The sequence below is a fragment of the Micromonospora trifolii genome, assembly GCF_050516465.1.
Lineage (GTDB): Bacteria > Actinomycetota > Actinomycetes > Mycobacteriales > Micromonosporaceae > Micromonospora > Micromonospora trifolii.
Map to the genome: position 1 here is coordinate 4,968,154 of NZ_CP191526.1, position 12,795 is coordinate 4,980,948.

Annotated in this window: 10 protein-coding genes; 7 read left to right on the forward strand and 3 right to left on the reverse strand. The window is 71.6% G+C overall.

Annotated elements, in window-relative coordinates; translation table 11 throughout:
- Positions 1-163: 163 nt before the first annotated feature.
- The 4 genes from ACQRWP_RS22995 (at position 164) to ACQRWP_RS23010 (ending at position 7,555) form a co-directional block, all read left to right on the forward strand.
- A complete protein-coding gene (locus ACQRWP_RS22995; RefSeq protein WP_430497628.1) occupies positions 164-3,919 on the forward strand; it encodes a multifunctional oxoglutarate decarboxylase/oxoglutarate dehydrogenase thiamine pyrophosphate-binding subunit/dihydrolipoyllysine-residue succinyltransferase subunit in 3,756 nt (1,251 codons plus the stop codon).
- A 116-nt stretch (positions 3,920-4,035) separates the two neighbouring features.
- Positions 4,036-4,221: a DUF6104 family protein gene (locus tag ACQRWP_RS23000; RefSeq protein WP_030490374.1), complete on the forward strand. Its 186-nt coding sequence runs from the start codon at positions 4,036-4,038 to the stop codon at positions 4,219-4,221.
- Positions 4,222-4,373: 152 nt separating this feature from the next.
- Positions 4,374-6,443: a phosphate acetyltransferase gene (gene pta, locus ACQRWP_RS23005; RefSeq protein WP_430497630.1), complete on the forward strand. Its 2,070-nt coding sequence runs from the start codon at positions 4,374-4,376 to the stop codon at positions 6,441-6,443.
- On the forward strand, positions 6,440-7,555 hold the full coding sequence (locus ACQRWP_RS23010; protein WP_430497632.1) for an acetate/propionate family kinase: 1,116 nt from the start codon (positions 6,440-6,442) through the stop codon (positions 7,553-7,555). Before pta ends, ACQRWP_RS23010 begins: the two co-directional genes overlap by 4 nt.
- Positions 7,556-7,670: 115 nt before the next feature.
- On the opposite strand, the gene ACQRWP_RS23015 is transcribed toward ACQRWP_RS23010, so the two are convergent.
- On the reverse strand, positions 7,671-7,844 hold the full coding sequence (locus ACQRWP_RS23015; RefSeq protein WP_238677859.1) for a hypothetical protein: 174 nt from the start codon (positions 7,842-7,844) through the stop codon (positions 7,671-7,673).
- 157 nt (positions 7,845-8,001) lie between these two features.
- On the opposite strand from ACQRWP_RS23015, the gene ACQRWP_RS23020 reads away from it, so the two are divergent.
- Positions 8,002-8,898, forward strand: a complete 897-nt coding sequence (locus ACQRWP_RS23020; RefSeq protein WP_430497635.1) for an alpha/beta hydrolase family protein — start codon at positions 8,002-8,004, stop codon at positions 8,896-8,898.
- A gap of 37 nt (positions 8,899-8,935) precedes the next feature.
- Here ACQRWP_RS23020 and ACQRWP_RS23025 read toward each other — a convergent pair whose 3' ends face one another.
- Positions 8,936-9,364 (reverse strand): MerR family transcriptional regulator, encoded by a 429-nt coding sequence (locus tag ACQRWP_RS23025; protein WP_430497637.1) that lies wholly within the window; start codon positions 9,362-9,364, stop codon positions 8,936-8,938.
- 91 nt (positions 9,365-9,455) lie between these two features.
- Here ACQRWP_RS23025 and ACQRWP_RS23030 point away from each other — a divergent pair, with 91 nt between their 5' ends.
- Entirely contained in the window at positions 9,456-10,505 is a 1,050-nt protein-coding gene (locus ACQRWP_RS23030) for an aldo/keto reductase (protein ID WP_430497639.1), read from the forward strand.
- A gap of 88 nt (positions 10,506-10,593) precedes the next feature.
- Positions 10,594-11,559, forward strand: coding sequence for an alpha/beta hydrolase family protein (locus ACQRWP_RS23035; RefSeq protein WP_430497641.1), 966 nt, complete (start codon positions 10,594-10,596; stop codon positions 11,557-11,559).
- A gap of 201 nt (positions 11,560-11,760) precedes the next feature.
- Here the strand turns inward: ACQRWP_RS23035 and ACQRWP_RS23040 are convergent, their stop codons facing one another.
- Positions 11,761-12,723 (reverse strand): zinc-binding dehydrogenase, encoded by a 963-nt coding sequence (locus ACQRWP_RS23040; protein ID WP_430497643.1) that lies wholly within the window; start codon positions 12,721-12,723, stop codon positions 11,761-11,763.
- Positions 12,724-12,795: the final 72 nt, after the last annotated feature.

Consider the following 12,795-nt stretch of genomic DNA (forward strand, 5'->3'; position numbering starts at 1 on the left):
GAACTTCTGGCATCTTCTGTGAAACCGGCCACGGGACCGAGGCGGAAATGCCTGCGGGATCGGTACGGCGTAGCCTGGAACCCGTCCAGTCCGTGCTCCTAATCGGGCGCGACGGACCCACCGCGTGCCACACAAACCCGCGTGAAAGAGGCGATTACCGGCCGTGTCGACCCAGCAGACTTCGCAGGAGAACCCACTGGCGGGTTTCGGCCCGAATGAGTGGATCGTCGAGGAGATGTACCAGCGCTACCTCGCCGACCCATCGAGCGTTGATTCGGCCTGGCACGACTTCTTCGCCGACTACCGACCGGCACCCGGTGCGGGCACCCCGCGCGGCGCCGAATCGTCGGACAAGCCGGCCGCCGCCCCGGAGCCGGACGGCCAGCCGGAGGCAGCCGCCACTGTGGCCCAGCCGAGCGCCCCGGCCAAGCCGGCGACCGCGAGCAAGCCGGCCGCCGCCCAGCCAGCGCCGACCAAGCCCGCCGCCCCGGCGACGCCGAAGGCCACGCCGGAGAAGGCCGCCCCGGCCAAGCCGGCCGCCAAGGCCGCCGCGCCGAGCGCCGACGGCCCGCAGACCACCCCGTTGCGGGGCGTCGCGGCGAAGATCGTCCAGAACATGGACGCCTCGCTGAGCGTGCCCACCGCGACCAGCGTGCGTGCGGTCCCGGCCAAGCTGCTGGTGGACAACCGCATCGTGATCAACAACCACCTCGCCCGTGGGCGGGGCGGCAAGGTCAGCTTCACTCACCTGGTCGGCTACGCCATGGTGCGCGCGCTGGTCCAGCACCCCGAGATGAACAACTCCTTCGCCGAGGCCAACGGCAAGCCGGCGGTGGTCCGTCCGGCGCACGTCAACCTCGGCATCGCTATCGATCTGGCCAAGCCGGACGGCAGCCGCAACCTGGTGGTCCCCTCCATCAAGGGCTGCGAGCAGATGGACTTCCGGCAGTTCTGGCAGGCGTACGAGGACGTGGTCCGACGGGCGCGGCGCAACGAGCTGACCATGGAGGACTACTCCGGCACCACGATCTCGCTGACCAACCCGGGCGGCATCGGCACGGTGCACTCGATGCCGCGGCTCATGCAGGGGCAGAGCGCGATCATCGGCGTCGGCGCGATGGAGTACCCGGCCCCCTACCAGGGGATGTCCGAGGCCACCCTGGCCGAGCTGGCGGTCAGCAAGATCATCACGCTGACCAGCACGTACGACCACCGGATCATCCAGGGCGCGCAGTCCGGCGAGTTCCTCAAGGTGATGCACGAGCTGATCCTGGGCGAGCACGGCTTCTACGATCAGATCTTCACCGCGCTGCGCATCCCGTACGAGCCGGTGCGCTGGATGCGCGATGTCGCGGTCAACTCCGAGGGTCAGATCAACAAGACCGCCCGGGTGCACGAGCTGATCCACGCGTACCGGGTGCGCGGTCACCTGATGGCCGACACCGACCCGCTGGAATTCAAGATCCGCAAGCACCCCGACCTGGATGTCCTCCAGCACGGGCTCACCCTGTGGGACCTGGACCGCGAGTTCCCGGTCAACGGCTTCGCCGGCCGGCAGCGGATGAAGCTGCGCGAGATCCTCGGCGTGCTGCGCGACTCGTACTGCCGCCGGGTCGGCATCGAGTACATGCACATCCAGGACCCGGAGGAGCGGCGCTGGGTCCAGGAACGGATCGAGCGCAAGTACGAGAAGCCGTCCGCCGACGAGCAGAAGCACGTGCTCAACCGGCTCAACGCCGCCGAGGCGTTCGAGACCTTCCTCCAGACGAAGTACGTCGGCCAGAAGCGCTTCTCGCTGGAGGGCGGCGAATCGCTGATCCCGCTGCTCGGTGAGGTGCTGGAATCCTCCGCCGAGAACGGGCTGGACGAGGTCGTCATCGGCATGGCCCACCGGGGTCGGCTCAACGTGCTGGCCAACATCGTCGGCAAGCCCTACGAGAAGATCTTCTCGGAGTTCGAAGGTCACCTGGACCCGCGCTCGACGCAGGGCTCCGGCGACGTGAAGTACCACCTGGGTCAGAACGGCAAGTTCACCACTCCCGACGGCGAGCACGCGGTCAAGGTGTCGGTGGTGGCCAACCCGTCGCACCTGGAGGCCGTCGACCCGGTGCTGGAGGGCATCGTCCGGGCCAAGCAGGACCGGATCGACCTCAAGCTGGAGGGCTACACCGTGCTGCCGCTGGCGGTGCACGGTGACGCCGCCTTCGCCGGGCAGGGCGTGGTCGCCGAGACGCTCAACCTGTCCCAGCTGCGCGGCTACCGCACCGGCGGCACCGTCCACGTGGTGGTGAACAACCAGGTCGGCTTCACCACCGCCCCGGAGTACAGCCGGTCCAGCCTCTACAGCACCGACGTGGCCCGGATGATCCAGGCGCCGATCTTCCACGTCAACGGCGACGACCCGGAGGCAGTGGTCCGGGTGGCCCGGCTGGCGTTCGAATACCGGCAGACGTTCAACAAGGACGTCGTGATCGACATGGTCTGCTACCGCCGGCGCGGGCACAACGAGGGCGACGACCCGTCGATGTCCAACCCTCAGATGTACAAGATCATTGACTCGAAGCGCTCGGTCCGCAAGCTCTACACCGAGGAGCTGATCGGTCGTGGTGACATCACCGTGGAGGACGCGGAGGAGCTGCTGCGCGACTACCAGGCGCAGCTGGAGAAGGTCTTCAAGGCCACCCGGGACGCCGCCTCGGCACCGCGCCAGCTCAACCGGCCGCGCCGCGAGGAGGAGCCGGAGCCGCAGGTCGACACCGCCACCGACGCGTCCGTGGTCAAGGCCATCGGCGAGGCGCACATCAACCTGCCGGAGGGCTTCACCCCGCACAAGCGGATCCAGCAGCTGCTGGACCGGCGGGCCAAGATGTCCGTCGAGGGCAACATCGACTGGGGCTTCGGCGAGATCATCGCGCTCGGGGCGCTGCTGCACGACGGGGTCACCGTCCGGCTCGCCGGGCAGGACTCTCGTCGCGGCACGTTCGTCCAGCGGCACGCCTCGGTGGTCGACTCCCGTACCGGCGACGACTACCTGCCGCTGAAGTCGCTCACCGGCGACGGCGACCGCTCCCGGTTCTTCGTGCACGACTCGCTGCTCAGCGAGTACGCGGCGATGGGCTTCGAGTACGGCTACTCGGTGGAGAACATCAACGCCCTCGTCGCCTGGGAGGCCCAGTTCGGCGACTTCGTCAACGGCGCCCAGTCGGTGATCGACGAGTTCATCTCGTCCGGTGAGGTGAAGTGGGGCCAGCGCTCCGCCATCACCCTGCTGCTGCCGCACGGCCACGAGGGCCAGGGCCCGGACCACACCTCCGGCCGGCCGGAGCGGTTCCTCCAGATGTGCGCCGAGGACAACATGCGGGTGTCCATCCCGACGACCCCGGCGAACTACTTCCACCTGCTGCGCCGCCAGGCCCTGTCGCCCAAGCGCAAGCCGCTGGTGGTGTTCACGCCGAAGTCGCTGCTGCGGCACAAGCTCTGCGTCTCGTCGGTGGAGGACTTCACCACCGGCACCTTCCAGCCGGTGCTGCGCGACACGGCCGCCCCGGCGCCGGAGGCGGTGAAGCGGGTGCTGCTCTGCTCCGGCAAGGTCTACTACGACCTGTTCCAGGCCCGGCAGGAGCGCGGCGTCACCGACACCGCGATCCTCCGACTGGAGCAGCTGTACCCGCTGCCGGTGGAGGAGATCCGGGCCGCCCTCGCGCAGTTCCCGAACGCGGAGGACTTCGCCTGGGTGCAGGAGGAGCCGGCCAACCAGGGTGGCTGGTCGTTCGTCGCGCTCAACCTGCTGGAGCACCTCACGGACGTTCGGCTGCGGCGGATCTCCCGCCCGGCCGCGGCGGCCCCGGCGGTCGGCTCGGCCAAGACCCACGAGGTCGAGCAGAACGCGCTGATCGAGGCGGCTCTCCCCCGCCCGTGACCTGACCTGAGCACGGAAGCCGGGGCAGGGCCGTTTCACCACGGTCCTGCCCCGGCTCTCGTAGGCCCACCCATCACCCGCCCGGCCCGAGCCGGGCCGAGCACAAGGACGTACCCATGTACTTCACCGACCGTGGCATCGAGGAGTTGGTCGAGCGCCGGGGCGAAGAGCAGGTGACCCTGGAGTGGCTCGGCGAGCGCCTGCGCGACTTCGTCGACCTCAACCCCGACTTCGAGACCCCCATCGAGCGCCTGGCCACCTACCTGGCCCGCCTGGACGACCCCGACGACGAAGACGCCTAACCCCCACCCCCACCCGACGCGTTGATCATGAAGTTGTCCGCGCGTGTCGTCGGCGTGTCGGGCGATAACTCCATGATCGCCGGGGCGATGGGTCGGGGCGGCAGGGGCGGAGGGCCCGGGTGGAGGGCCTTGCGATCTTCTAGGGTGGGGCTGTGGCCCGAAGTGTGTATCTGACGAGCGTGGGGTCCGGCGGGGGCAAGTCGACGATTGCCCTCGGGTTGGCGGAGTTGCTGTCTCGCCAGGTCGGGCAGATCGGCGTGTTCCGACCGTTGGTGGCCGACACCGGCCAGGACCCGATCCTCGCCCTGCTGAGCGAGCGCTACCGGGTCGAGGTGCCGCTGTCCGAACTGGCCGGGGCGAGCTACGCCGAGGCTGCGGCGCTGGTCGCCGACGGCCGACGGGAGCAGCTCATCTCCGCCATCGTCGAGCGCTACCGGGCGGTGGAGCGGCAGTGCCCGGCGGTGGTCGTGGTGGGCAGTGACTTCGACGAGCCGGGCGACCCCGCCCATCCCCGGGAGCTGGCCTTCAACGCCCGGCTGGCCACCGAGTTCGGCAGCGTGGTGGTGCCGGTGGTGGACGGCTTCGGGCAGGAGCCGGCGGCCGTCGCGTCGGCGATGCGGGGGGCGTACCACGACCTGGCCGACCTCGGCGCGACCGTGCTCGCGGTGATCGCCAACCGGATGACCGAACCGATGACGCTGCCCGAACTGCCGGTCCCCGCGTACGCCATCCCGGAGGTGCCGACCGTGTCGGCGCCGACGGTCGCGGAGGTGGCGGCGGCGCTCGGCGCCACCCTGCTGGCCGGGGACGACGCCGCGCTCGGTCGCGACGTGCTGGATTTCGTGGTCGGCGCGGCACATGTGCCGACCCTGCTGGGCCACCTCACCGAGGGCGCCCTGGTGATCACCCCCGGGGATCGGGCCGACCTGCTCGTCGCCGCGAGCGCCGCGCACGTGGCCGGGCAGGTGTCGGTGGCCGGGCTGGTGCTCACCCTCGGCGAGCAGCCCGACCCCCGGGTGATGCGGCTGGTGGAGGGGCTCAACACCGGGTTGGCGGTGCTCTCCGTACGCAGCGACAGCTACGACACGGTGGCCGCGTCCAGTCGCATCGAGGGCCGGCCCAGCGCGACCAATCCCCGCAAGGTGGAGGCCGCGCTCGGTGCGTTCGAGCGGTGTGTGGACACCGACGACCTGGCCCGTCGGCTGCGGGTCAGCCGGTCGGCGCGGGTCACCCCACTGATGTTCGAGAACGAGCTGATCGACCGGGCCCGCTCGAAGCCCCGGCACCTGGTGTTGCCGGAGGGCACCGACGAGCGGATCCTGCGCGCGGCGGAGATCCTGCTGCGCCGTGGGGTGGCCGAGCTGACGGTGCTCGGCCGGCCGGACGACATCGCCCGGCGCACCCGGGAGCTGGGCATCGACCTCGGCGACGCGCAGGTGGTCGACCCGGGCACCAGCGGGTGGCGCGACGACTTCGCCGCCGAGTACGCCCGGCTGCGCGCCCACCGGGGCGTCACCGCCGAGTTGGCGCACGACATCGTGGCGCAGCCCAACTACTTCGGCACGCTGATGGTGGCCACCGGCCGCGCCGACGGCATGGTCTCCGGCGCTACGCACACCACCGCCGCGACCATCCGGCCGGCATTCGAGATCATCCGTACGCTGCCGGACGTCTCGGTGGCCTCCAGCGTCTTCTTCATGCTGCTCGCCGACCGGGTGCTGGTCTACGGCGACTGCGCGGTCAACCGCGACCCGGACGCGGCCCAGCTCGCCGACATCGCGATCTCGTCGGCCGACACCGCCGCCCGGTTCGGCATCGAACCCCGGGTGGCCATGCTGTCGTACTCCACCGGCAGCTCCGGCGCGGGCGCGGACGTGGAGAAGGTCGCCGCGGCCACCGCGCTGGTCCGGGAGCGCCGGCCCGACCTGCTGGTCGAGGGGCCCATCCAGTACGACGCGGCGATCGACCCGGCGGTGGCGGCCACGAAGCTGCCCGACAGCCCCGTCGCCGGGCACGCAACGGTCTTCATCTTCCCGGACCTGAACACCGGCAACAACACGTACAAGGCGGTGCAGCGCTCGGCCGGGGCGGTCGCCGTCGGCCCGGTCATGCAGGGCCTGCGGCGGCCGGTGAACGACCTGTCGCGGGGCGCCACGGTGCCGGACATCGTCAACACGGTGGCGATCACCGCCATCCAGGCGGCCACCGAGGAGGCGTCATGAGTCGGGTACTGGTGCTCAACTGCGGGTCGTCGTCGGTGAAGTGGCGCCGCTATGACGACGACCGGGCACTCGACCACGGCACCGTCGAGCGGATCGGTGAGCCCGGTGGCGGCCCGGCGGACCACGCCGAGGCGGTCCGGCAGATCCTGGACGGGCTGGACCTGACCGGGCTGGCGGCGGTCGGACACCGGGTGGTGCACGGTGGCCGGACGTTCAGCGCGCCGGTGCTGGTCGACGACGCGGTGCTGGCCGCGATCAAGGATCTGGTGCCGCTCGCCCCACTGCACAACCCGGCCAACCTGGCCGGCATCGAGGTGGCCCGCGCGGCGCTGCCGGACGTCCCGCAGGTCGCCGTCTTCGACACCGCGTTCCACCACACCCTGCCGGAGGCCGCCGCGACGTACGCGATCGACCGGGACACCGCCGAGCGGTACGACATCCGCCGGTACGGCTTCCACGGCACCTCACACGCGTACGTGTCCCGGCGCACCGCCGAGCTGCTGGGCCGCCCGTACGAGCAGGTCAACACGATCACCCTGCACCTGGGCAACGGGGCCAGCGCCTGCGCGGTGGCGAACGGTCGCAGCGTCGCCACCTCGATGGGCATGTCCCCGTTGCAGGGGCTGGTGATGGGCACCCGCAGCGGCGACGTGGACCCGACAGTGATCTTTCACCTGCGCCGGGAGGGCGGGCTGTCGGTGGACGACATCGACGACCTGCTCAACCACCGCAGCGGCCTGCTCGGGCTGACCGGCGTCAACGACATGCGCGAGGTGCTCGAACGCCGGGCGGCCGGTGACCGGGCGGCGGCGCTCGCCTTCGACGTGTACTGCCGGCGCATCACCGAGTACGTCGGGGCGTACTACGCACTGCTCGGTCGGGTCGACGCGATCACCTTCACCGCCGGGGTCGGCGAGCACGCCGCGCCGGTGCGGGCTGCCGCGCTGGCCGGCCTGGGCCGGCTCGGCATCACAGTGGACGACGCCCGCAACGACGGCGAGGGCGACCGTTTGATCTCGCCCGATGGCGCCGAGGTGAGCGTCTGCGTCATCCGCACCGACGAGGAACGGGAAATCGCCCGGCAGACCCGGGACGTGATCGGAGCGGCCTGACGCCACTGAGGCGCGCACCCCCGGGAGGCCCGAGGGTGCGCGCGAGTCGGTAGAGCCGTTCAGCGAGACGCCAGCCAGGCGACTCGATCAGCGAGACGCCAGCCAGGCGACCCGATCAGCCGGTCGCCAGCCAGGCGACGAGTGCCACCAGCACCACGACGACCACTGCCGCACCGATGATGAGCGGCAGGCGGGACGGGGCCTCCGTCGGCGCCGCAGCCTCCGGCGTCTGGTTGAAGGCGCGGAACGCCTCGGTGTTGCCGCTGGGGTCCGTGTAGTTCTCAGGCATGCCGGTGACCCTAGCGAAGCTGGTCACGCGGCACCGTCCCCGGCCCGCGGCGTCCCAGGGGTGGACCCGGCCGGCGGAGGCGACCCGACCGGGTGGCGGGTGCACCCGAGCCGGACGGCGGGGCCGCTACGCCCGCCCGGGCACCTACCGTGGAACGATGGGGGTGGGCCGGCTGATGGCCGTACTGGTGACAGCGCTGCTGGCCGGTTGCGCGCCGGCAACGGCCGTGGCCGGCGGGGCCACCGGCCCGGTGTCGGCGCGTCGGGCGCCCGAGGGGTCGTACGCCGTCGGCGTGCGTACGCTCACCCTCGATCCGCGCTCGGCGCGCCCCCTGGCGGTGACGATCTGGTACCCGGCGTCGACCGATCAGGTGGCGGCCGGGCGGTTCCCGGTGGTGATCTACAGCCACGGGCTGGGCAGCCGACCCGAGCTGCACGCCGGCCTGACCACCCGCTGGGCGGCGGCCGGTTTCGTGGTGGCCGCTCCCGCCTACCCGCACACCCGACAGGGTGCCGCGCACTTCACCCGGGCCGACGTACGCCACCAGCCGGCCGACGCCTGGCGACTGATCCGGTATCTGGCCGGCCTCGACCGGAGCCGGGTCGACCCCCTCGCCGGGCACCTCGACCTGACCGCGGTCGCCGCCGCCGGGCACTCGGCGGGCGGCTTCACCACCTCCGGCATGTTCAGCGAGGGCCACCCGGCCCGGCTACGCGCCGGGATCGTGATCGCCGGCGGCGGGCTGCCGGGCAGCTTCGCCGGGCCCGCCGCGCCGGTGCTCTTCGTGCACGGCACGGCCGACCCGGTGGTGCCGGTGACGGTCGGCCGGGCCGCGTACACGCGCACCCCCGGGCCGGCCGCGTTCCTCAGCCTGCTCGGCCAGGACCACGGCGCGTACCTCACGCCGGGCCACCCGGGCTTCGCCCCGGTCCTCGCCACCACCACCGACTTCCTGCGCTGGACCCTCTACGGCGACCGGGCCGCCGGCGCCCGCCTCCCCGCCGACGCCCACTCCCCCACCCTGACCCGTTACGAGTCCCGCCCGGCGCACTGACCCGGCCGACGCCGGCAGTTGGCGAGCATCGCCGCGGTCATCGCGGTGACCGGGGCGGGCGGTATCCCGGTGTGGCTGCGGGGCGGTCCTGGTCGAGCAGATCCTCGTACACCCCGACCTTGAAGGTGATCAGGTCCAGGCTCTGGGTGAGCCTGCCGATCTGGGTGGTGACGCGCCCGTGGTGCTCGCGGAGGAGCGCGAGTCGTTCCTCCTCGTTGCCGGCGCCTTCCCGGACGAGGTCGGTGTACCGGCGGAGCGCGGGCAGCGGCATGTCGGAGGCGCGAAGGATGATGCAGACGGTCAGCCAGTCCACGTCGTCCTGGGTGTAGCTGCGACGCCCGGCAGGCCCACGGCGTACCGGGCTGATGAAGAGGCCCTCCTGCTCGTAGAAGCGGAGGGTGTGCACGCTCAAGCCGGTGCGTTCGGCGACCTGTCCGATGCTCAGACTCGCGGTGACCTCAGCCATGCCGAGCACGGTAACGAGGAGTTGACCTAGAGCCGACTCGAGCTCCTAGGGTGCGCGGTGATCGTGACTGAATCAGCCAAGGAGCATCGACATGCGCTATCGCACCCTCGGCGGCACCGGCATCGAGGTGAGCACCCACTGCCTCGGGACCATGATGTTCGGTGCCGTCGGCAACCCCGACCACGACGACTGCGTCCGCATCATCCACACCGCCCTCGACCAGGGGATCAACGTCGTCGACACCGCCGACATGTACGGCCGGGGTGAGTCCGAGGAAATCGTGGGCAAGGCGCTGCGGGGACGCCGGGACGACGTCGTGCTGGCCACCAAGGTGCACTTTCCGATGGGCGAGGGCCCCAACCAGGGTGGCAACTCGCGGCGGTGGATCCTCAAGGCCGTCGAGGGGAGCCTCCGGCGGTTGAACACCGACTGGATCGACCTCTACCAGATCCACCGTCCTGACCCCTCGACCGACATCGAGGAGACGCTTTCGGTGCTCACCGACCTCGTCCGCGACGGGAAGATCCGCGCGTTCGGCTGCTCGACGTTCCCGGCCGAGGAGATCGTCGAGGCGCACCAGGTGTCCGAGCGGCGCGGCCTCGGGCGCCTGCGCACCGAGCAGCCGCCGTACTCGATCCTGGCTCGCGGGGTCGAGGCGTCAACCCTTCCGGTCTGCCAGCGCTACGGCATGGGGGTGCTGGTCTGGAGCCCGCTCGCCTTCGGGTTCCTCAGCGGCAGGTACCGCAGGGACCAGCCCATCGACCTGTCGACCGGGCGTGCCGTGCTCCGGCCGGCGCAGTTCGACCCCACGATCGCCGAGAACGCCGCCAAGCTCGACATCGTGGAACAGCTCGTCGATCTCGCGGCGAGCATCGGCTGCACGCTTCCGCAGCTCGCCATCGCCTTCGCCGTGGCCCATCCGGCCGTCACCTCGGCAATCATCGGGCCGCGAACCATGCCGCAACTGGAGGACCTGCTCAAGGGCGCCACGCTCACCCTGGACGACGCGACCCTCGACCGGATCGACGAGATCGTCCCGCCCGGAACGAACCGGTACAACCCCAACGCCGCCTTCCCTCCGCGCGCGCTGACCGACACCACACGACGGCGACGCCCGCTAGCCGAACGTGCCGCGGCCTGATGCCGGCCGCCCAGCGCTGAGTGAGCGGGCGGGCACACCGTGTCGAAGTCCACCAGGCACGTCTGCGGGGCAAGGCACAATCGGATTCATGCCACGTCGCGTCACCCCCGCCCTGCTGGCCAGCGCCGTGCTCCTGGCCGGTCTGGTCGGCTGCTCGGCGGACGCCAGGAAGACCGAGGGTCAGCAGGCGCCCGTCGAACCACCGCCCGCCGCCACACCAACACCGCAGGTCCCCGCCGGCAAGGCCCCGCAGCGCGCCTTCGCGGTCGGCGTACGCCAGCTCAAGCTGAACCGGGACGGCCGCGCGCTGCCGACGACGCTCTGGTACCCGGCGGCCGGGCAGTCCGGCGGCGCGGCCAAGCGGTCGGCGACGGCGGCGGAGGGCCGGTTCCCGGTGGTGATGTTCAGTCACGGCCTGGGTGGGCGGCCCGACGACTACGCCACGCTGCTGACCCGCTGGGCGGCGGCGGGTTTCGTGGTGGCCGCCCCGACGTTCCCACACACCTCCCGTGGCGCGGACAACAACGTCCTCGACGTGCTCAACCAGCCCGCCGACGTGTCGTACGCGTTGGACCAGGTACTGGCGTTGGACGGCAAGGCCAGCGACGCGTTGCGCGGCCGGTTGGACGCCGAGCGGGTGGCAGCGGCCGGGCACTCGGCGGGCGGGGTGACCACCATCGGCCTGTTCACCGCGAGCCGGGACGAACGACTGGACGCGGGTGTGGTGTTCGCCGGCACGGCGCTCGGCGTGGGCACCGCGTTCGCCGGCGCGGCCGCACCGCAGCTGTTCGTGCACGGCGAGTTGGACGAGGTGGTCGAGTACGCGGCGGGCAGGGCCGCGTACGACAAGGTGCCCTGGCCGAAGGCGATGCTGAGCCTGCCCAAGGGCGACCACGGCCGAGCGCTGCTCAGCGACGGCGCGACGCTGCGGGTCGTCTCGGACACGTCTGTCGAGTTCCTGCGCTGGTCGCTCTACGGCGACGCCGACGCCAAGAAGCGCATCCCCACCGACGCGACGCGCGGCGACATCGCCACCTTCGACGACCACCTCTGAGGCCCGACCGCGCCGACCGCGCCGACCGCTCCGGCCGCCCAAGATCGCGCAATAACCAGGAAATAGTGGCCTCCCAGGACGCGGAGGCCACTATTTCCATGATGTTGCGCGATCTTGCGGCTGGGCCGGGCCGGGCCGGGCCGGGCCGGGCCGGACCCGGCCTGGGGCGGTGCCGGCGCGGTGTGCGTCAGGCGGTGCGCGTCAGGCGGTGTGGTCGATGACGACCTTGCCGAAGGCGTCACCGGAGTGCAGTCGGGCGAAGGCGTCCTCGACCCGGCTGAACGGGATGACGCTGTCCACCACCGGGCGCACCTCGTTGTCGGAGCAGAACGCCAGCAGCTCGTACAGCTCGCCGGGCGTGCCCATCGAGGTGCCCAGGATCTCCAGCTGCATGGCGAAGACCCGGCGCAGGTTGACCGACGGCTCGTGCCCGGCGGTCGCGCCGGAGACCACGATCCGGGCCATCGGCGCGGCCGACTTCAGCGAGTGGTCGAAGGTGGCAGCGCCGACCGTCTCGATCACCACGTCCACCCGTTCCGGCAGCCGGGCGCCGGGCTCCACAGCGATGGCGCCGAGGGCCGAGATCCGGTCCCGCTTGACGGCGTCGCGGCTGGTCGCGTACACCCGCTTGCCCATCGCGACGGCGAGCGCGACGGCCGCGGTGGCCACGCCGCCGCCCGCGCCCTGGACCAGCACACTGTCGGCGTCCGCGACGCGGCCCTTGGTGGTCAGCATCCGCCACGCGGTCAGCCAGGCCGTGGGCAGGCACGCCGCGTCGGTCGCGGCCATGCCGTCGGGCAGCGGGATCAAGTTCGATCGGGGTACGGCCACCCGCTCGGCGAGCGTCCCGGCAAAGTGCTCGGAGAGGATGGAAACCCCGCGCGGGTCACCCGGCGTGACGACCACCGGGTACACGACCACCTGGCGCCCCTCCGGGTCCAGCCCGACCGCGTCGCAGCCGAGGATCATCGGCAGCTGGGCCTCGGTGAGACCCACCCCGCGCAGCGACCAGAGGTCGTGGTGGTTGAGCGAGGTGGCCCGCAACTGCACGGTCACCCAGTCGTCGGCCGGAGGGGTCGGCTCGGGCCGCTCGCCGACGGTGAGCGCGGCGAGCGGATCGGCGTCGTCGAAACGGGAGGCAAAGGCAGCACGCATGATCGGCACGGTAACAAGCTGAGCGCTCGTTAAGAAGCCGTGCGCGCAGGCCGGCGGCGCATGCTGCGCCGGAGCGCCCCC